Raw genomic sequence first — 18330 nt, 5'->3', positions numbered from 1 at the left:
GTCCATGAGTGGGATGAACGACTTCAACACGCAGGTCATCGAGGAGTTCCGAGCCAACGAGGGGAAGGTCGGCGGCAACTTCGCCGGTGCCCCGATGGTGTTGGTCCACCATCGCGGCCGCAAGTCGGGCGCCGAGCACGTCGCCCCGATGATGTACCTCGCCGACGACGCCGATCCGTCGACGATCTACGTATTCGCGTCCAAGGCGGGGGCACCCACCAACCCGGACTGGTACCACAACCTCGTCGCCGCCGGCACCGCCGAGGTGGAAGTCGGGACGGACAGGTATCCCGTCACGGTCACCGAGTTGACCGGCGCGGACCGCGACCGGGTCTACGCCGAGCAGGCGAGCCGGTACCCGGGTTTCGCCGAATACGAGGAGAAGGCGCGCGGCATCCGGGTGATCCCGGTCCTCGCGCTGCGACGCAGCTCGTAGCGGACTCGACCCCGGTCGGCCGACGCCCGGGTCAGCGCACGTTCACGATCGTGGAGCAGGCCGACGAGCGCACCGACCACGCGGGGTTGCTGCTATCGGTGTAGGCCGTCATCGCGACCCGGCCGCGGCCGGTCGGCACGGTGACGAAGGTGGCGCCGGCCCCCTCCTGGTTGCTGTAGGCGACGGTGGTGGCCTGGCCCGTTCGTCCGGTGTCGAGGTTGCGCCACCGCAGGTGGGGGCGGGTGCGGTAGCCGAACACCGAGGGGGACTGCGCGATGTACACGGTGACGCGCCCGCTCTCCAGCGGCATCCACTGGGTGGTCGTGATGCGCGCACCGTAGGGGCGGTCGACGACGTTGGGGCTGATGCTCTTGCAGGTCGCCCGGGCGACGTGCCGGACCTCCTGCGCGTGGGCGGGCGCGGCGGTCACGATGCCCGCCGCCAGTCCCAGTGCGGCCGTTGCGGAAATGAGCGTCTTGGCAACCATGGTGGACCCCTTTCGACGCTGAACCTCGATTATCCCACTGATCGCGGCTATCGCGGAGCGAACGGGACTTGGGTACCCGTCTGGCCCGCGTCGCAAACCTCGTGCCCGCAAATCTCGCGCCGCGAATGTTTGCGGCCAGCGGGGGCGTGGGGCGAACCATTAGTGGGGCGATCGTCCGAATTCGAAAGGGAGAAGCAGGCTTAAGAAAGTTGAAGGTATATCTGAATACTGATGTATTCGAATCAGCATTCCGATGGAAGGTTGGTTGTGGTGAACCTTCTCGTCGATGGACCATCGACCAGGTCATTTGTCCAGGTAAACGGTGTTCTACTCGTGGGTAACAAGTCTTTGGAAAGCGGTCCGCGAACCTGTCGCGCGGGGATATTGTGACGCAGTCCACATGGTGTGGACACTTTTCTGAGACTGTTTCTAGGAGTTGTTTCATGCATTCTCATATGAGAATCACTTTGCCCGCGATGGCCCTTATCGGCACCGCGACCGTCGCTTTCGCACCGCTCGGATCTGCCACTGCGGGCACCCCTGCCGTGCCCGCGGCGCTCTCATCGAGCATCACCGCCGCCTCCGGCCAGGTGACTTTCCCGGAGGCGTACAAGACGGCGATCGCGCAGACGATGGCCAACCTGGCCGGAATCAAGGCCGCGGCGGATATGCAGGACTCGTTCCCGGTCCTGCAGCGCATCGCGCTCAACCAGCAGACGAACCTGGCCGCGATCGGCGATGCCACGGTGGTCACCGGGAAGAACCTCCTCGACGCCTTCCGCACCCACGTACCGCCGCTGCTCAGCGCCGCCAGCGGCAACCTCCGCGACGGCAACATCGAGCAGGCGTTGAACAACCTACTGACCGCCGCGGTGCTGCCGATCGTGCAGGGCCTCGCACCCACCGACATCGAACATCCCGAACTCGGGCCGAGTTCGGTCCTGGTGACGGCGATCCAGCAGGCCGTGGAGGGGCCGGTGCGCAATCTCCTGGCGGTGCTCGACATGGCTCCGGCCCTCGCGATCAACCTGCCGATGGATGCCATCAGCCCGGTCGTCGGCGCCATCGGCGGACTGGGTGCGGGAGTCCAGCAGGTGATCGACGCGATCGGCGCGGGGGATGCGGTCGGTGCCGTCAACGCATTGCTCGCCGCACCGGCGCATGTCGTGGGCGGAGCGCTCAACGGCGGCGTCGGAATGAACCTGGCGCCGCTGGTCGGGCTCGACGGCCTGCTCCCCGAGGGTTTCCAGGTCTTCTCCGGAGGCTTGCTCGGCGACCTGGGCTCGGTGGACAACGGCATGGTGATGCAGGGTGCCCTGCAGCATCTGATCACCCTGCGCGGAGATATCCAGTACGCACTCGGCGGCCGGATCCCGGTCAAGACGAACGCGGCCGTCGCCGACGCGTCGCCCGCCCCGGCACCGCAGGTGGCGCAGGCTCCGGCACCGCAGTCGCGGATGGCCGCGGTCCCGCAGGCGCCGACCGAGACGGCGACCAGCGGCGGTAACCCGACGTTCCGGTTCGGTGCTCCGGTCCCGGCCGAGCAGGCCCCCGCCGCGCCGGTTGCCCCAGTCGCCCCGGTGGCGCCGGTTGTGCCCGCGCCGGTCGAGTCGCCGGCCCCCGCGGACTCCGTCGCCCCGGCACCGGTCGTGCCCGCTGCTCCGGCTCCCGCGGAATCGGCTCCGGCTCCGGTCGCTCCCGCGGCTCCGTCGGTGCCGTCGGCCCCCAGCGCACCGTCGGCTCCGGCCGCACCGGCACCGGCCAGCGCACCGTGGGCGACCGGCCCGGCCCAGTCGGCACCGGCACCGTCGGTCTCCGGTCCGTCGGCACCGTCGTTCAGCGCCCCGTCGGCGCCGTCGTTCGGCAGCCCGGCGGCAACCCGGTAGTACCGTCCCCGCGCCGTAGATCGTTACCGGTATCCGGTCACGATCTACGGCGCAGGTGTACGACGTTGTCGGTGCGCGTCGTCGGATTCCCGTCGGGATCGGTCATCGAGACCTCGCGCAAACCGGAGCGCAGCACCGACCACTCGTCGGATGTCGCGGCGCCGACGTCGGCGAGGACGTCGTCGGTGCTCGGGAACTGCGGCGGGTCGCCGTCGAACCGCCATGCGGGCATCGCCCAATGCCCGACGACGAGCAGCGCGCCGCCCGGGCGCACCGCCGCCGCGGCTCGGCGCAGGATGGCCGAGCGCTCCAAGGCGACCTGCGAGTGCAGGTAGAAGGCGCTGACGAGATCCCACGACCCGACCGGGAAGTCGGTACCCAGGTCGACGCGCCGCCAGTCGATCGCGTTCTCGGGAAGCCCGGCGTCACGGGCGTGTTCGCGGCCGACCTCCAGCGCGGCGTCGGCGATGTCGACCGCCGTCACCGCCCACCCCTGCCGGGCCAGCCAGATCGCGTCGGCACCCGAACCGCAGCCGAGGTCGAGGGCCGACCGGTCGGCGGAGTCCAGCTCCCCGACCTCGTCGACGAGGATCGCGTTGGGCTTTCCCGACCACGGCCGTTTGCCGTCGCCGTAGAACTCCTCCCAGTGCTCCCGCGGATCAACGGAACGGGCCGGGTTGCCGTGCTGGTGCATGCTCACACCAGCCACGGTAACCCGGCCCGTCGTGGTCGGACCTAGCGGTGCAGGTCGAACCGATCGTTGTCCATGACCTTCACCCACGCGTCGACGAAGTCGTTGACGAACTTCTCCTGCGCGTCGTCGGCGCCGTACACCTCGGACAGCGCGCGCAGTTCCGCGTTGGAACCGAAGGCCAGGTCGACGCGGCTGCCGACCCACTTCTTCTTGCCGCCGACGGTGCCGATGTAGGTCTCCTCCTCGTCGGCCTTGGGGGCCCACGTGACGTCCATGTCGGTGATCGTCGTGAAGAAGTCGTTCGTCAGCACGCCGGGGGTCTTGGTGAAGACACCCTTGTCGGAGCCGTCGTAGTTGGCGCCGAGTACGCGCAGGCCGCCGACGAGGACCGCCATCTGCGGGGCCGAGAGGCCGAGCAGGTTGGCCTTGTCGACGAGCAGGTACTCGCCGCGCTGCGTCGAACCCTTGCCCAGGTAGTTGCGGAAACCGTCCGCCTTGGGCTCGAGGTACTCGAAGGACTCGACGTCGGTCTGCTCCTGCGTCGCATCGTTGCGGCCCGGGTGGAACGGCACGCTCACCGGGTGGCCGGCCGCGTTGGCGGCCTGCTCGACTCCGACGCCGCCGGCCAGCACGATCAGGTCGGCCAGCGAGATGCGGACGGTGCCGGTCTGCGCGTCGTTGAACTCCGACTGGATCTTCTCCAGCTTCTTGAGCACCTTGGAGAGCTTCTCCGGGTTGTTCACCGCCCAGCCGCGCTGCGGCTCCAGCCGGATGCGGGCACCGTTGGCGCCGCCGCGCTTGTCGCTGTTGCGGTAGCTCGAGGCGCCGGCCCACGCCGTGGACACCAGCTGGTCCACCGACAGTCCGGACTTCGCGATCCGCTGGCGCAGATCCGCGACCTCCTTCGGGCCGACGAGGGCGTAGTCGATGTCGGGGATCGGGTCCTGCCAGATGAAGACCTCCTCGGGCACCTCCGGGCCCTTGTAGCGGGTACGCGGCCCCATGTCGCGGTGGGTCAGCTTGAACCAGGCCTTCGCGTACTCCTTGGCGAATTCCTGCGGGTTGTCCAGGAAGTGCCGCGAGATCTTCTCGTAGGCCGGATCGGTGCGCAGCGCCAGGTCGGTCGTGAGCATCATCGGCGCGTGGCGCTTGTTCGGGTCGGCGGCGTCGGGGACGCTCGTCGCACCCGCGCCGTCCTTCGGCTTCCACTGGTAGGCGCCGGCGGGGCTCTTCGTCAGCTCCCACTCGTAGCCGAACAACGTCCAGAAGAAGTTGTTGTCCCACGTCGTCGGGGTGCTGTTCCACGCACCCTCCAGGCCGGACTGGATGGTGTCGGCACCCTTGCCGGACTTGAAGGTGCTCTTCCAGCCCAAGCCCATCTGCTCGATGGGTGCCGACTCCGGCTCCGGGCCGACGTGCTTCTCGGCGTCGCCGGCGCCGTGGGTCTTGCCGAAGGTGTGGCCGCCGGCGATGAGGGCGACCGTCTCCACGTCGTTCATCGCCATCCGCTTGAACGTCTCACGGATGTCCTGTGCCGCGGCCAGCGGATCGGGCTTGCCGTTGGGGCCCTCCGGGTTGACGTAGATCAGACCCATCTGGACCGCGGCGAGCGGGTTCTCGAGATTGCGCTCACCGGTGTAGCGCTTGTCGTCGAGCCAGGTCGTCTCCGGACCCCAGTAGGTCTCGTCGTCGCCCTCGTACTGGTCGGCGCGGCCACCGGCGAAACCGAGCGTTTCGAAGCCACAGTTCTCCATGGCGACGTTGCCGGCGAGCACGATCAGGTCGGCCCAGCTCAGTTTGCGGCCGTACTTCTTCTTCACCGGCCACAGCAGGCGGCGCGGCTTGTCCAGGCCGACGTTGTCGGGCCAGCTGTTGAGCGGCGCGAACCGCTGCTGGCCGTTGCCCGCTCCGCCTCGTCCGTCCTGGACGCGGTAGGTGCCGGCCGCGTGCCAGGCCATGCGGACCATGTTGCCGACGTAGTTGCCGTAGTCGGCCGGCCACCACTCCTTGGAGTCGGTCATGACCTTCTTCAGGTCTTCCTTGACCTCGTCGAGGTCGAGGCTCTCGAACTCCTTCGCGTAGTCGAAGTCATCGCCCGCCATCGGGTTGGAGACCGGCTGGTGTGCGGCGAGCAGGCGCAGGTTGAGGCGGGTGGGCCACCATTCCTGGTTGGCCGATCCCTCCGTCGGCTTGCTCAGGTTGTGCATCACCGGACAGGTGGCGTCGGACTGGTTGACGTCGTCGAGTTCTGCTGCATCAGGCATTTCTGGTCCTTTCGTTGGGCTGGAGCTAACGGGGTCTTCTTGGCGAAGTCTGTGGTGGGGAATCGGCGTCGGCGCGGCACCGGGCGCAGGTGCCCCAGTAGATGACCTCGGCCTCGTCGACGACGAATGCGTCCGGGAGTGGGCCGTCGAGGCAGGGGGCCTCGCCGGTCGCGCAGTCGATGTCGGTGATGGCGCCGCAGACCCGGCACACGGCGTGGTGGTGGTTGTCGCCGACGCGTGCCTCGTAGCGGGCGAAGGTGCCCGCCGGCTGGATGCGGCGGATCAGGCCGGCCGAGGTGAACGCGGCCAGGATGTCGTAGACGGCTTGGCGGGAGACGGCGGGCAAATCGGCGCGGACCTGGGTCAGCACGCCGTCGGTGTCGGCGTGCGGATTCCGATGGACCGCGTCGAGCACCGCCACGCGGGGCCGCGTGACGCGCAGGTCGGCGGACCTGAGCGCTGCGGTGAGTTCCTCGGTGGACGGCACGACTCCAGTGTGCACCCTTTTTCTTGACTCAGTACAGATTTAGCGAAATTGACGCAGTTGGTCCCACCCGCGGGTCAGTGGGGCCGGGTCTCGAAGCGGATCAGAGGAACTTCGGCCGACAGGCGATGGCCGCCCCGAGGGTCAGTGCGACCATCGCCCCGACGAGGAAGGCGACCGGTGCGGTCCAGCCGTGCGACACCTCGTGGAGGACGCCGAACAGGAGCGGACCGGCGCAGGCGAGCAGGTAGCCGATGCCCTGTGCGAATCCGGACAGCGCCGCGGACTCGGCGTCGGTGCGCGTGCGCAGGTTGATCAGGGTCAGCGCCATCGGGAAGGTTGTCGGACCGAGGCCCAGCAGCACCACCCACAGCACCGTGGCGTGCATCGGCATCCACAGGATGCCGGCGAGGCCGGCCAGCAGGCAGGCCATGAAGACGAGCACGAAGGCGAACGGGTTGGCGAAGCGCGCACAGATCGTCGGGGCGAGCAGTGTCGCGACGAAACCCAGGGCGGAGAACAGCGCCAGCATCGACCCGCCCAGACCCTCGCTGCCGCCCGCGTCGGTGAGCATGGTCGGGAGCCAGGTGAACAGCGAGTAGGTCACCAGCGAGGTCATCCCGAACATGAAGGTCATGCCCCAAGCCAGCGGTGAGCGCCACAGCCCGGTGACCCGGGCGTCGGGTTCGCCGGTGCGGTCGGCGACGTCGTGGTGGCGCCGGGCGCGGATGACGCTGATCCACGGGCCGATCGCGAGGAGGGGGATCAGCGCCCACATCCCGAGCGACAGCCGCCAGCCGTGGGCGTCGGCGACCGGGACGGCCAGCGCGGCCGGCACGGCGGTGCCCAGTTGGACGCAGGTGATGTAGGCGGTCGACAACAGTGCGACGCGGTCACCGAAATAGCGCTTGACCAGTGGCGGGATCACGATGTTGCCGATCCCCATGCCCATCAGGGCGATGGCCGACCAGGTGAGCAGGGTCGCGGTGGAGCCCGATCCCGCGCGGGCGGCGATGCCGACGGCGGTCGCGACGACGGCGGCGAGGGTCACCCGCTCCAGCCCGTACCGCCGGCTCAGCACCGGTGCGGCGAAGCCGGCCAAGCCGAACATCGCGGTCGGCATCATGCCCAGGACGCCGATCGTCGTCGCGCCGAAGCCGATGTCGCCGGAGATGCGGGTCAGCAGCGGTGCGATCGACGTGACGGCGGTGCGCAGCGACAGCGCGAACACGAGGATTGCGACGAGCACGATCACCCGCCCGGCGAGCAGGGCGCGCGGGGTGGGGCCGCCGGTGCGGGCGGGTGCGTGTTGCGGGTCGTTCACCAACATGTGGCCACCAATTCATGGGATGATTTACCGTACTTCGAAAATCATAGGATGAATCCATGACATCGCCCAATCGAATTTCGGCGCCCGCGGACCGGGCGGGTCAGCGGGCCACCCGTATCGCCCAGGTCACCGAGGACCTGCGGCGCCGTATCGCCGACGGCGAGTGGGCGGTCGGGGAGCGCATCCCCACCGAGCCGGAACTCGCCGAACTGCTCGGTGCCTCCCGCAACACGCTGCGCGAGGCGGTGGGCGCGCTCGTCCACGTCCGCGTGCTGGAGCGCCGTCAGGGCTCGGGCACCTACGTCCTCGCCGTCGCCGAGCACGAGGTCGCACTGGGCGACCACTTCGCGGCGGCGGCGCGCCGCGACCTCATCGAGCTGCGCGAAGCCCTCGACGTCACGGCCGCGTCGTTGGCCGCCGCACGTCGCGACGACGAGGACATCGCGATGCTGCGACAGACCCTGGCGCACCGGAACGAACTCTGGGCGCGCCCCGACGGCCCCGGCGCCGAAGGAGGGGATGCGGCGGTCGAGGCCGACACCCAACTCCACCGCGCGATCGTCGTCGCGAGCCACAACGAGCTCTACCTCGATTTCTACGACCTGCTGCTGCCGATCCTGCGCCGCACCATCGCCGAGCACCGGGTCGGGGAGGAGGATTCCTTCGAGCAGGAGCACACCGCGCTCGTCGACGCCGTCGTCGCCGGCGACGCCGACGGTGCCGCGCGGGCCGCGCAGGCCGTGCTCGACTGCATCCGCGACGAGGCCCGCTAGGCCGCTGGGTACCTTGGGTGGCATGCGCGTCGCCACCTGGAATGTGAACTCATTGGCCGCACGGGTGCCGCGGGTGGTGCCGTGGCTGACCGAGCGGCGGCCCGACGTGGTCTGCCTGCAGGAGACGAAGCTCGATGACGCCGGGTTCGACGCCGCAATCGGCGCGCAACTCGACGAACTCGGCTACCGGTGGGCGCATCACGGGCAAGGCCAGTGGAACGGGGTGGCGCTGCTCTCCCGAGTCGGACTCGACGACGTGCAGCTGGCGTTCCCGCAGACGCCGGGGTATCCCGATCCGGCGGGGACCCCGGAGGCGCGCGCCGTCTCGGCGGTCTGCGGCGGGGTGCGGGTCTACTCGCTGTACGTGCCGAACGGGCGTGAGGTCGGCACGGATCACTACGAATACAAGTTGGCCTGGCTGGCCGCGTTGCGCGACGCCGTCGTCGGGGCGGGACCGGCATCGGCGCTGGTCTGCGGGGATATCAACATCGCGCCGGCCGACGACGACGTCTACGACCCGGCCGCCTATGTCGGGCACACCCACGTCACCGATGCCGAGCGTGCCGCGCTGGGGGCCGTGGTCGCCGACGCCGGGCTCGTCGACGTCATCCGCCGGCGCTGGCCCGACGAGCGGGTCTTCAGCTACTGGGATTACCGGGCCGGGATGTTCCACAAAGACCTCGGGATGCGGATCGACCTCATCCTGGCCGGTGCCGACGTCGCACCGCGGGTCGCGGCCGCCTTCGTGGACCGGCAGGCCCGCAAGGGCAGCAAGCCCAGCGACCACGCACCCGTCATCGTCGACCTCGACGACGCGCCCGACGGCGACATCGGGCCGGTCGTGCCGCCGCCGTCGAACCCGGCGAAGCGCAGCGGTGCCGGCAAGCCGCCGCAGGCCCGCCGGTGAGCGGTTGGCCCTTCCGGTCGGATCGTCGATGTGATGGACTTGGTGCGGGCGTTTTGAGTCCTTTTTCGGGTCTCGACGCCGGACGGTTTGACGGTCGATGGAGGGGTTGGTTCTCGGTGAAGACATGCAGTTCGATAGTGGCCGCGATCGCGGCGTTCGTGGTGGCGCTGATGGTGGTGCCGCCGGGCACCGCGGGGGCGGCTCCGTCGGTCCCGATCCACACTCCGAACCTCTCCGTCACGGCGGCGGGTGACTCGCAGTCGTTGACCGTGAACCTCCGCAACGGGGTGTTCCGGCAGGTCGGGGACGAGCTCCAGGTCGTGGACGCGAGCGGTGCGGTCACCGAGCAGATCCCGTTGACCGTGGCGACGCGGGGCAAGACGGGATCGGTCCGCGCGGTGGTGGCGGGCGACCGCAAGTCCGCCCGTCTGGCCCCGCTCGCCGGTGTCCGTCATCAGGCATCGGCGGCCAAGGATCGGGCGTGGAACAACATGGCGGCGCAGGCCAACCGGGACTGGCCGTGTGCGGCCGGCTACATCGGCGGCGGCGCGCTGATCGGCCTGCTCGTCGGGTTGCTCATCTTCGGGTGGATCACCGTCCCGATCGGTGCCGCCATCGGTGCTTACGTCGGGTACACCACCTGCAACCACGGTGCGACGTGGCGCGCCGCCGTGAAGTGGTGGAACACGCCCTAGCCCGCGAGAGTTCGAAAGAATCCGGGTCAATTGCGGGTTTCCCGATGAACCCGGTCGCGGACCGTGATCTGATCGCAATAGCTGCCACTCGACAGCGGTTGTCTCGAGAGGGGAAGAAATGAAGCGTTTCACGTTGATTCTGGGGATGCTCGCCGCCGCGGTTGCCGCCCTGTTGGTGATTCCCGTCGGCACCGCGGGGGCGCAACCGCTGCCGTCGGTCGACACCGGTCCGGTGCGCGTATCGGTCATCGGCGACGCCGTCCGGGTGAATGTGGTCTCCGGTTCGATCGCCCGGGTCGGCTCGGAACTGCGACTCGTGAACCCGGCCGGGGTGGTCAAGGACCGTGTGCCGTTGAGGATTCAGACGCGTACGGGTCAGACCTACCCGGTGCAGGCCCGCGTCGCGGCCGACGCGAAGTCCGCGGTCCTCACGCCGATCGGCCGTCGGGAGGCGGCCGACCCGTTCCGGCGCCCGTTGCCGCGGCCCAAGAACAAGGGGCAGGCCTGGGGTCAGTTGAACTACCTGGCGAACCAGAACTGGGGATGTGCCTCGGGCCCGACCGCCATCGGCGCGCTGATCGGCGCACTGCTGTTCTTCCTGATCATCCCGATCGCCATCGGTGCGGCCATCGGCGCCTACATCGGCTACGACAACTGTGGTCGCGGGCGCTGGGGCGACCGGTATCACGGCGAGACCATCCGCGCCTTCTGGACGTGGTGGAACATGCCGGGCTGATCTCTCCTCGTCGCGCGCCTCGACGTCGCGCCGCTCAGCGGAGCAGCGTGGAGAGCGCGAGTTCGATCTGGCCGGTGAACAGCGCCTCGGGGGAGCCGAAGGAGTCGGGGCCGTATTGGCCGAAGACCTCCAGGCTGATCGCCCCGATGATCGCCGCCCACAGCAGCGTCGCCGCCTGGACGGCCGCCGGTGAGAGTTCGACGGCGAACTCGGCGCCGACGGCGTCCAGGGTCACACCCGGATCCGGTGGTGGCAGGTTGTCGCGCAGGTCACCGGTGCGCTCGGCGTCGGCGATCACGCGCAGCAGCGCCCCGACGACGCGTGTCCCGGGTTCGACGGTCCGCTCGCTCGGGGCAGCGTATCCGGGCACCGGGCTGCCGTAGAGCAACGCCCAGCGGGCGGGGTCGGCGACGGCCCACCGCCGCATCGCCCGCGCGCCGGTCACGATGCGTTCGCGGACCGACCCGCCGTCGGCCATCGCCTCGTCGACGCGGTCGGCGACGTCGTCGTAGGCCTCGACGAGGAGCAGCGTCAGCAACTCGTCGCGGCTGGGGACGTAGCGGTACACCGCCGAGGACGCGACGCCCATGTCCCGCGCGATCGCCCGCAACGAGAGGCCCGCCGCGCCGTGCGTCGAGAGGTGCTCACGGCCCAGGCGCAGGATCTGCGCGGTCATCGTCGCCCGGTTCTCGGCCCGTTTGGTTGCTGCCATGCGAGCGATCCTGCCATAAAACGAGAGCAGTGCTCTTGATTTTTGGTCCAATGGCGCGCACACTCGAAGAAACGAGAGCGGTGCTCTCGTATAACCGAGAGGAAGCAACCATGAACGAGACGACCCGCTACGCGACCCCCAGCCGATTCGACCGGGCGATGAACAACACGGTCCGGTGGATCACCGACAAGGGGGTCAGCCTCGCCGGCACGCGCGTGCTGACCGTCACCGGGCGCACGAGCGGCAAGCCGCACCGACTCCCGGTGAACCCGCTGCGGCTCGACGGCCGCGACTACCTCGTCTCGGTCCGGGGCGAGACCGACTGGGTGCGCAACGTCCGCGCATCGGGGACCGCGACACTGAGCCGCGGACGGCACAGCGCATCGGTCACGCTCCGAGAACTCCCCGTCGCCGACCGGGCCCCGATCCTCGCCGCCTACCTGAAGAAGTGGGGGTGGGAGGTCGCGCGCCTGCTGCCCGAGGGTGTCGACGTGGACGCCGACGTCGCCGAGCTGGCCGCCCACGCGGGCAAGATCCCGGTCTTCGTGGTGTCGTGAATCAGATGCTCAGCAGCTCGCCGAGATTCCGGCCGCGCGCGGTGTAGCGGTCGGCGAGCGCGGTGGCGTCACCCCACCAGTGGTCCATCATCCCGTAGCCGGGCTCACCGTCGAGGCGGTAGCGGTTGAAGGTGAAGAACTGCCGCGCCTCCTCGCCCGCGTCGGCCTGGCCCATGCTGAAGACGTTCATGATTTCCTGCTCCAGGCGGTAGTCGCGGCCGGCCTCGTCGGTCATCGTGATGAGCGCCGAGGCCGGCGGGCCGCCGGGGTAGGCGTACGCGATGTCGAGTTCGTAGTCGACGATCAACTCGGACCGGCCGTCCCGATGGGCGAAGCCGTAGAGCTCCCCCTCGGTGGGCCCCTGGATGTGCATGGCCTCCAGACAGGTCCCACTCGGGAACTGGGAGGTCATCCAGTGCACCGCGCGGAACCCGGCGTTGTCGCGCTGGCCCCAGGCCCGGTCCCGCTCACCCATCCCGGTGAAGTCGATCCTCCGGTCGCCGATCCGGATGGTGCCGGTGATCCGACCGGGGTGCTGGAAGTGCCAGCTCTTCGTGGAGGCCCACCACTCCCAGTTGTAGACCGGGGTCAGTGCCTCCCATTCCAGATGGGCCTCGACGTCGCCGTCGCGGAAATCGACGTTCCAGCGTTTGTACGGCTCGACGACGGTGAACTCCGCCGGGCCGAAACCGGTGCGCTCGCGCCCGATGTCGGCCGGGATCGGGATGGCGAAATTCTCGAACTTGTGGAGGAAGGCATTGCCCTCGCCGATCGCGAACAGCAGTTCCCCGTGGCCCTTCGGCGGACGGACGCCCATCCACGCGATCCCGTAAACCTCCTGCGAGTGGTCGAAGAAGTTGAGGTACCAACTCTCTCGCCAGTGCGGATCGTCGCGCGCCGGGTGCGGGAGCTCGTCGTAGACGGTCAGCATCGGGTCAGGCCGACTTTCCGCGGCCGGCCGGCGCCGTCCCCAGATAGCCGTCGAGCAGGCGCTGCGTGTCCTCGTGCGGGCGGGCGATGACGTGTACGCCGACGAGCAGGTCGCTGCCGAGCATGCCGACCGAGTTGGCCGCGGCGTCGGTGGCCGCCTTGACCGCCCCGACGTCGCCGCGCAGGAAGACGGCGTGGATACCGCTCCCGACGTTCTTCCAGCCGACAACGTCGACGTTGGCCGACTTCACGGCGGCGTCGGCGGCGTCGACGGCACTGGCGATGCCGCGGACCTCGATCATTCCGAGTGCTTCAGACATGGTGTTCCTTCTTTCTTGGTGGGTGTTGTTGTGGTTCAACTGCATTGACCCGGGCGGGGTCACGATTTCGGTGCTGACGCCTTCTCGTCGACGATGGCGACGACCGCGGCATCGACGGCAGAGTCGGGCAGGCCGAGGGCGTGACGGGCCGCCGCGCCGCGGGCCAGGAGCACCCGCTCGCCCAACCCGGCGGAGAGCGGGTTGCAGGCGACGACGGTCCGCTCGCCGGAGCCGGTCGCGATGCTGACCGTCACGAGCGCCTGACCGGAGAGGGAGCCGGAGCGGATGGTGGCGGCGACCGTCCCGGAGACGGTGCCGAGCATCATGACCGCACCCCGAGGTCGACGTGGATCTGCGATCTCCCGGCAAGGGTGAAGTCGTTTCCGAGTAGCTTGTCCGCGATGTCGACGAGGCTCTGCGCGACCGGGGCCGCGACCCCGGCGCGACTGGCGAGCGCGACCGTCGGGACCAGGCCGTAGGGCACGAGGTCGGGGTCGCCGCACACCGGGCCGTCGGCGAGCCGGCCGAGCGCCGAGGCGATCGAGTCGGCCCGGGTGCCCAGCAGTTCGGCGAGCGCGGGCGCAAGGCGCGGTACCGACAGCCCGAGGGCCGCGGCGACGGCGGCGCGCTCCTCGTCGAGGGCGGCGAGCACCGGCGCGACCGCGGGATCTGCCACCGCCTGGCCGAGGGTCGTGGGCGCGGCGTCGGGCAGCAACAGCATCGGCGCGGTGCGCAGCAGCGTGTCCGGCGAGTACAGCGCCGTCCACGCGGTGGACGCGACCGGCACCGAGGCGAAGAGCGGAGCGAGTCGTCGCGATATGTCGGTGGCGGCTCCGGGTTGGGCCGCGGCAAGCGGGACCGGTCCGGTCGGGACCGTCGCGTCCCGGACCGATTGCCAAGGCGCCCAACCGGTCTCGGCGACGACGATGCCGTCGAGGGCGGCCGCGAATTCATCCGCGGCGCCAGGGGCGCCGGGTGCGAGGACGAGCAGCGCGCCGGGGCGCAGGCAATCCCGCAGCAGCACCGTCAGCGTCGGGTGGGTGGCCGCCGGAGTCGCGACGACGACGATGCTCGCCTCCGCCAACGCCGCCGGGCGCCCCTCGACGAGGCTGTCGGCCCCCTCGAAGGGGAACAGCGGTACCCGCGCGGTGTGCCAGCCGGTGGCGCGCGCGTCTCGCTCGGCCTGATCGGCGGCGAAGGCGGAACCGAGCATCGCGACCGTCTCGGTGGCCGGGTGTGCCGCGGAGTCGGCCGGGAGGTGTGCGCGGGCGACCCGGCCACCGGTGAAGCGGGCCGTCGTGCCGCCCTCGGCCGGTGCCAAGACGCCGAACCGGCCGCGACCGGGGTTCGCGGTCGGGGAGCGCAGTGCCCGGCCGAAGGGCCGGCGGGCGGGTGGGGCGGTGGTGTGCGCGCCGGCGGTGAACCGGCCGCGGCCGGAGCCCGCGTCGCCTAGGACGTCGAAGACGTAGTCGGAGTAGCTCATGCGGGATCCCCTGCCCATCCGTTGGAAATCGAATCGATGACGTGGTGGTGGCGGACGAAGTCACGAGCCGTCGTGGGCCCCTCGCCGGTGCGGGACGCGAGCGTGACGGTGAACGGTTGCGCCGATCCGACGCCCACCGACGCGAAGGACGGCGAGTTGCGCACCAGGACGTTGACGTCGAGTGCCTGCTCGCAGGCGGCGAGGAACCGCGGATCGCGGGAGTGGATCACCGACGAGTGCCGGTTGCCGTGTTCGGCCTCCAACGCCTTCTCCAGGGCGTCGTCGGCCGACGCGGTGGGGCAGACGGCGAGGACGGGGAGCAGCATCTCGCTCCAGATGAACGGGTGGTTCGGCTCGACGACGGCGACCACCGAGCGCGGATCTCCCGCGGCGCCGGGGGAACCGATGGCGTCGAGGATCACCGAGGCGTCGCGGCCGATGAAGTCGCGATTCACCGGTGACCCGGTGCGGGGCCGGGGATCGGTCAGCAGCAGGTCGGTCAGGGCGTCGATCTCGGTCGGCGTGGCGATGTGCGCGCCGGCGGAGCCCATCGCCGTGACGAAGTCCTTGGCCGCGGCGTGCGGGACGAAGACCTCCTTCTCCTGGACGCAGCCGATCGTGTTGTCGAAGGAGGAGCCGAGGTAGACGCATGCGGCCGCCGCGCTCGGGTCGGCGGTCTCGTCGATGATCACCGGGGTGTTGCCCGGACCGGCGCAGATGGCCTTCACCGGAACCTTCATCGCCTCGGCCACCACACCGCCGCCGCCGGTGACGACGAGCAGGTCGATGTCGGGGTGGCGCATGAGTTCGACCGCGGCCTCCGATCCGGACGCCTCGACCAGCGTCACCGCGTCGGCCGGCAGTCCGGCACCGGCCAGGGCGCGTGAGCACATCTCGACGGTGGCACCGGTGGTCCTGGCCGCCGACGGATGCGCCATGAAGACGACGGCGTTGCCGCCGCTGACCATCGCGATGGTATGGGAGACGACCGCCTCGTTGGGGACGGTCATCGGCAGCACCGAGGCGATCACCCCGTAGGCCGCCGGGCGCTGCCGGGACACCGACAGGCCGGAGCCGGAATAGGCGGGCACGAGCAGTTCGGTGCCCGGGGTCTTGAGCGCCGCGGTGCGCGCCATCACGACCTTGTCGTCATACCGTCCCAGCCCGGTCTCGTCGTGGCCCAGCCGCGCGATGTCAGCGGCGGTGGCGACACCCGCCTCGCGCACCGCCGCGATGGCGGCCGCGCGCTGGTCCAGCGTCGTCGAGCGCAATGCCAGGCGGGCCGCGCGCGCCCGCCGCACCGCGGCGTCGACGGCCGTGGCGGCGGTCGGTCCAGGTGGGGACGGTGGTGCGGCCGGTCGGCGGGTGGCCGCCGGAGTCGGCGCCGTGCGCGCGGGGCGCGCGGTCCCGGCGATTCGGGGCGCCTTCGCGACCCGTTGGGCCTGCGCCACAAGGGCGGCGACCTCGGTGCGGTTGCGTTCGGCCGTGGTGGTCACGCCTTCTCCTCACTCGTGCCGTGGAGCGTTTCGCGCCACCGCAGGTACTGGTGGTAGTCGGGGTCGTCGGCGGCATCGGCGAGGGGCAGCTCGCCGCGGGCGATCCACCCGTTGTCGCCGTCGACGGTCACCGGGTCGCCGAGGACGACCGGGCGGCCGTCGACCGTCGCGGAGCGCCCGTCGGCGGCGATCACGACCGGCCCGACGCCGCAGACCGCGGGCCGGTCCATGCCGCGCGCGACGACCGCGGCATGCGACATCGGGCCGCCGCGCCCGGTGACGACGGCCGCCGCCGCGATGAGTCCGGCCATGTCGGCCGGCGAGGTGGTCGGGCGGATCAGCACCACCGCGCACCCCTGCTCGGCGTAGTCGGCGGCGGTATCGGCGTCGAAGACGGCGGCACCGGTCGCCGCGCCGCATGACGACGGCGTACCGCGCGCGACGAGCGCCCCTTCCGGCGGCTCGGGGTCGGCGGTGCGCGGCAGGCGGGCGAGGTCGCGCGCGTCGATCCGGCGGACGGCCTCGGCGGGCTCGATGACGCCGTCGCGGGCGAGGTCGACGGCGATGCGCACCGCCGCGCGGCTGCTGCGCTGTCCGACGCGGGTCTGCAGGATCCAGACCCTCTCGTCCTCGACGGTGAACTCGACGTCGCACATGTCGCGCGCGTGCCGCTCGAGCCGGTCGAGGATGGCGGTCAGCTCGGCATAGGTGTTCGGCAGCGCGGCGGCGAGTGAATCGAGTCCGGCGGACTCGAACTCGCCGGAGACGACGTCCTCGCCCTGGGCGCGCGCCAGATACTCCCCGCAGGCGCCGGGGGCGCCGGAGGCCGGGTCGCGCGTGAACACGACACCGCTGCCGGAGGTGTCGCCGCGGTTCCCGTAGACCATCGCCTGGATGACGACCGCGGTGCCGATCGAGTCGTCGATGCCCTTGTGTTTGCGGTAGGCCCGGGCGCGGCGGCCGTCCCACGACGAGAAGACCGCGGCGATCGCCTCCTCGAGCTGGCCGGCCGGATCGGGGAAGGGCGCGCCGGACTCCTCCTCGATAGCCGTCAGCAGCGCGGCGCAGCGCTGCCGGGCGCCCTCGGCGGTGTCGCGATCGAGTCCTTCGACGGCGTCGTCGACGACGTCCGGCGGCAGGTTGCGCACCGACGTCGCGAAGCCGTCGAGGAGGTGTTCGAAGCTGGAGTAGGCGAACCGCGCGTCCCCGGAGGCTACGGCGAGCCGGGCGGCCGATGCCGGGGTCAGGCCGACGTTGAGGATCGTGTCCATCATCCCCGGCATCGAGACCGGTGCCCCCGAGCGCACGGAGACGAGCAGCGGGTCGTCGAGCGCACCGAAACGTCGGCCGAGCACAATCTCCACCTCGGCGAGGTGGGCGGCGACGGCGGCCCGTGCGGACTCGGGCAGTCCGTCCGTGGCGGCGAATGCGGAGCCGCACGCGGTGGTGAGGATGAAGCCGGGCGGCACCGGAATGCCCAGGGCGGTCATCTCGACGAGGCCGGCGCCCTTGCCGCCGAGCAGCGCGCGGTCCGGTTGCGCCGCCTCGCGGAACCCGACGACGAGGCGCGCGGTATCGGTGATCACTCGTCCTCCTCGCGGTCGCGCCCGAGCGACACCAGGAAGTCCTCGTGGCACTCGAACCAGGCGGTGTGAAACGATTCCGGCCCCGGGTCGGCGACGGCCTCGCGTCGGCCCTCGCCGGCGCGTTCCAGTGCCGCCTGGAGGCGGGCGCGATAGCCGCCGAAGCGGGGGAAGTCCCCGGCGATCCCGGCGAGCGGCCGGTCGATGCGGGAGAACGCGCGCTCGAGTGAATCGACGGCGGCGAACAGGTCGTCGTCGGTCGCCTCGGCTCCGGCAGCCTGCCACCGCGAGCAGGCCTCCTTCACCCCCGGGTTGACCTGGAGGAAGCGGTCGTAGGCGCGGGCGAGTCCGTCCCCGTCGGCCGCGGCGACCTGCGCGGCGAGGAGCCGACCGTGCCGGAGCAGCCCCGGCCCGGTGAGCAGCGCGCCGCGCTCGGTCACCTTCACCAGGCCGGCGTCGGCCGCGGCCGCGAGCGCGGCGGGGTCGGCACCGACCTGGTCGGCCGGCACGCGCCCCTTGATGCGCAGCGCGTGCAGGATGTCGAACTCGTCGGTCAT

The 18330-nt window shown here is 70.7% G+C and carries 20 protein-coding genes; 7 read left to right on the top strand and 13 right to left on the bottom strand.

The genetic code is table 11. From position 1 onward, the window contains the following. Positions 1 to 4 precede the first annotated feature (4 nt). Positions 5 to 436 (top strand): nitroreductase family deazaflavin-dependent oxidoreductase, encoded by a 432-nt coding sequence (locus HUN08_RS14480; protein WP_124248549.1) that lies wholly within the window; start codon positions 5 to 7, stop codon positions 434 to 436. Between the two features lie 31 nt (positions 437 to 467). Here HUN08_RS14480 and HUN08_RS14475 read toward each other — a convergent pair whose 3' ends face one another. Next, a complete protein-coding gene (locus HUN08_RS14475; RefSeq protein WP_124248550.1) occupies positions 468 to 923 on the bottom strand; it encodes a hypothetical protein in 456 nt (151 codons plus the stop codon). A 455-nt stretch (positions 924 to 1378) separates the two neighbouring features. Here HUN08_RS14475 and HUN08_RS14470 point away from each other — a divergent pair, with 455 nt between their 5' ends. Next, complete coding sequence (locus HUN08_RS14470; protein ID WP_124248551.1) at positions 1379 to 2809, top strand: hypothetical protein; 1431 nt, start codon at positions 1379 to 1381, stop codon at positions 2807 to 2809. A 37-nt stretch (positions 2810 to 2846) separates the two neighbouring features. Here HUN08_RS14470 and HUN08_RS14465 read toward each other — a convergent pair whose 3' ends face one another. The 4 genes from HUN08_RS14465 to HUN08_RS14450 form a co-directional block, all read right to left on the bottom strand. Beyond that, positions 2847 to 3503 (bottom strand): bifunctional 2-polyprenyl-6-hydroxyphenol methylase/3-demethylubiquinol 3-O-methyltransferase UbiG, encoded by a 657-nt coding sequence (locus tag HUN08_RS14465; protein WP_124248574.1) that lies wholly within the window; start codon positions 3501 to 3503, stop codon positions 2847 to 2849. Positions 3504 to 3544: 41 nt separating this feature from the next. After that, complete coding sequence (gene katG, locus HUN08_RS14460) at positions 3545 to 5767, bottom strand: catalase/peroxidase HPI (protein WP_124248552.1); 2223 nt, start codon at positions 5765 to 5767, stop codon at positions 3545 to 3547. A 25-nt stretch (positions 5768 to 5792) separates the two neighbouring features. Next, positions 5793 to 6254, bottom strand: coding sequence for a Fur family transcriptional regulator (locus tag HUN08_RS14455; protein WP_124248553.1), 462 nt, complete (start codon positions 6252 to 6254; stop codon positions 5793 to 5795). A 100-nt stretch (positions 6255 to 6354) separates the two neighbouring features. Then, positions 6355 to 7581, bottom strand: coding sequence for an MFS transporter (locus tag HUN08_RS14450; protein WP_124248554.1), 1227 nt, complete (start codon positions 7579 to 7581; stop codon positions 6355 to 6357). A gap of 56 nt (positions 7582 to 7637) precedes the next feature. Here HUN08_RS14450 and HUN08_RS14445 point away from each other — a divergent pair, with 56 nt between their 5' ends. From HUN08_RS14445 to HUN08_RS14430, 4 genes are all read left to right on the top strand, one after another. Then, entirely contained in the window at positions 7638 to 8354 is a 717-nt protein-coding gene (locus HUN08_RS14445) for a FadR/GntR family transcriptional regulator (RefSeq protein WP_124248555.1), read from the top strand. A gap of 22 nt (positions 8355 to 8376) precedes the next feature. Further along, entirely contained in the window at positions 8377 to 9261 is an 885-nt protein-coding gene (locus HUN08_RS14440) for an exodeoxyribonuclease III (protein WP_124248556.1), read from the top strand. A 137-nt stretch (positions 9262 to 9398) separates the two neighbouring features. Beyond that, positions 9399 to 9956 (top strand): hypothetical protein, encoded by a 558-nt coding sequence (locus HUN08_RS14435; protein ID WP_124248557.1) that lies wholly within the window; start codon positions 9399 to 9401, stop codon positions 9954 to 9956. Between the two features lie 118 nt (positions 9957 to 10074). Further along, positions 10075 to 10692, top strand: a complete 618-nt coding sequence (locus tag HUN08_RS14430) for a hypothetical protein (RefSeq protein WP_124248558.1) — start codon at positions 10075 to 10077, stop codon at positions 10690 to 10692. Positions 10693 to 10726: 34 nt separating this feature from the next. On the opposite strand, the gene HUN08_RS14425 is transcribed toward HUN08_RS14430, so the two are convergent. Beyond that, positions 10727 to 11404 carry a TetR/AcrR family transcriptional regulator gene (locus HUN08_RS14425; RefSeq protein ID WP_124248559.1) on the bottom strand — a complete coding sequence of 226 codons (678 nt, stop codon included), beginning with the start codon at positions 11402 to 11404 and terminating at the stop codon, positions 10727 to 10729. Positions 11405 to 11514: 110 nt separating this feature from the next. Between HUN08_RS14425 and HUN08_RS14420 the strand changes: the two genes are divergently transcribed. Beyond that, positions 11515 to 11961, top strand: coding sequence for a nitroreductase family deazaflavin-dependent oxidoreductase (locus HUN08_RS14420; protein WP_124248560.1), 447 nt, complete (start codon positions 11515 to 11517; stop codon positions 11959 to 11961). Position 11962: 1 nt separating this feature from the next. Here the strand turns inward: HUN08_RS14420 and HUN08_RS14415 are convergent, their stop codons facing one another. The 7 genes from HUN08_RS14415 to HUN08_RS14385 are packed head-to-tail and all read right to left on the bottom strand — an operon-like array spanning position 11963 to position 18330. Next, the gene (locus HUN08_RS14415) at positions 11963 to 12892 is read right to left on the bottom strand and encodes a hypothetical protein (RefSeq protein ID WP_124248561.1); all 930 of its coding nucleotides are present in this window, start codon (positions 12890 to 12892) and stop codon (positions 11963 to 11965) included. Between the two features lie 4 nt (positions 12893 to 12896). Beyond that, positions 12897 to 13211, bottom strand: coding sequence for a BMC domain-containing protein (locus HUN08_RS14410; protein WP_124248562.1), 315 nt, complete (start codon positions 13209 to 13211; stop codon positions 12897 to 12899). 59 nt (positions 13212 to 13270) lie between these two features. After that, entirely contained in the window at positions 13271 to 13537 is a 267-nt protein-coding gene (locus HUN08_RS14405; protein ID WP_124248563.1) for a EutN/CcmL family microcompartment protein, read from the bottom strand. Further along, positions 13534 to 14694 carry an NAD/NADP octopine/nopaline dehydrogenase family protein gene (locus tag HUN08_RS14400; RefSeq protein ID WP_165353401.1) on the bottom strand — a complete coding sequence of 387 codons (1161 nt, stop codon included), beginning with the start codon at positions 14692 to 14694 and terminating at the stop codon, positions 13534 to 13536. Before HUN08_RS14400 ends, HUN08_RS14405 begins: the two co-directional genes overlap by 4 nt. Continuing rightward, positions 14691 to 16190 carry an aldehyde dehydrogenase family protein gene (locus HUN08_RS14395; protein WP_129624300.1) on the bottom strand — a complete coding sequence of 500 codons (1500 nt, stop codon included), beginning with the start codon at positions 16188 to 16190 and terminating at the stop codon, positions 14691 to 14693. The genes HUN08_RS14400 and HUN08_RS14395 overlap by 4 nt, the downstream gene beginning before the upstream one ends. Continuing rightward, entirely contained in the window at positions 16187 to 17776 is a 1590-nt protein-coding gene (locus tag HUN08_RS14390) for a pyruvate, phosphate dikinase (RefSeq protein ID WP_165353400.1), read from the bottom strand. Before HUN08_RS14390 ends, HUN08_RS14395 begins: the two co-directional genes overlap by 4 nt. Further along, positions 17773 to 18330 (bottom strand): hypothetical protein, encoded by a 558-nt coding sequence (locus tag HUN08_RS14385; protein WP_165353399.1) that lies wholly within the window; start codon positions 18328 to 18330, stop codon positions 17773 to 17775. Before HUN08_RS14385 ends, HUN08_RS14390 begins: the two co-directional genes overlap by 4 nt.

It is taken from the genome of Gordonia sp. X0973 (genome assembly GCF_013348785.1).
Classification (GTDB): domain Bacteria; phylum Actinomycetota; class Actinomycetes; order Mycobacteriales; family Mycobacteriaceae; genus Gordonia.
Note: the sequence above shows the minus strand (reverse complement) of the source record. Positions and strands in the feature narration are given on the sequence as shown.

Bases quoted from the DNA above. Each gene is read 5' to 3' on its own strand.
- HUN08_RS14410 (WP_124248562.1), bottom strand. From the start codon at position 13,211: ATGTCTGAAGCACTCGGAATGATCGAGGTCCGCGGCATCGCCAGTGCC.
- HUN08_RS14405 (WP_124248563.1), bottom strand. From the start codon at position 13,537: ATGATGCTCGGCACCGTCTCCGGGACGGTCGCCGCCACCATCCGCTCC.
- HUN08_RS14415 (WP_124248561.1), bottom strand. From the start codon at position 12,892: ATGCTGACCGTCTACGACGAGCTCCCGCACCCGGCGCGCGACGATCCG.
- HUN08_RS14450 (WP_124248554.1), bottom strand. From the start codon at position 7,581: ATGTTGGTGAACGACCCGCAACACGCACCCGCCCGCACCGGCGGCCCC.
- HUN08_RS14420 (WP_124248560.1), top strand. From the start codon at position 11,515: ATGAACGAGACGACCCGCTACGCGACCCCCAGCCGATTCGACCGGGCG.
- HUN08_RS14440 (WP_124248556.1), top strand. From the start codon at position 8,377: ATGCGCGTCGCCACCTGGAATGTGAACTCATTGGCCGCACGGGTGCCG.
- HUN08_RS14465 (WP_124248574.1), bottom strand. From the start codon at position 3,503: ATGCACCAGCACGGCAACCCGGCCCGTTCCGTTGATCCGCGGGAGCAC.
- HUN08_RS14385 (WP_165353399.1), bottom strand. From the start codon at position 18,330: ATGACCGACGAGTTCGACATCCTGCACGCGCTGCGCATCAAGGGGCGC.
- HUN08_RS14445 (WP_124248555.1), top strand. From the start codon at position 7,638: ATGACATCGCCCAATCGAATTTCGGCGCCCGCGGACCGGGCGGGTCAG.
- HUN08_RS14480 (WP_124248549.1), top strand. From the start codon at position 5: ATGAGTGGGATGAACGACTTCAACACGCAGGTCATCGAGGAGTTCCGA.
- HUN08_RS14425 (WP_124248559.1), bottom strand. From the start codon at position 11,404: ATGGCAGCAACCAAACGGGCCGAGAACCGGGCGACGATGACCGCGCAG.
- HUN08_RS14400 (WP_165353401.1), bottom strand. From the start codon at position 14,694: ATGAGCTACTCCGACTACGTCTTCGACGTCCTAGGCGACGCGGGCTCC.
- HUN08_RS14430 (WP_124248558.1), top strand. From the start codon at position 10,075: ATGAAGCGTTTCACGTTGATTCTGGGGATGCTCGCCGCCGCGGTTGCC.
- HUN08_RS14470 (WP_124248551.1), top strand. From the start codon at position 1,379: ATGAGAATCACTTTGCCCGCGATGGCCCTTATCGGCACCGCGACCGTC.
- katG (WP_124248552.1), bottom strand. From the start codon at position 5,767: ATGCCTGATGCAGCAGAACTCGACGACGTCAACCAGTCCGACGCCACC.
- HUN08_RS14475 (WP_124248550.1), bottom strand. From the start codon at position 923: ATGGTTGCCAAGACGCTCATTTCCGCAACGGCCGCACTGGGACTGGCG.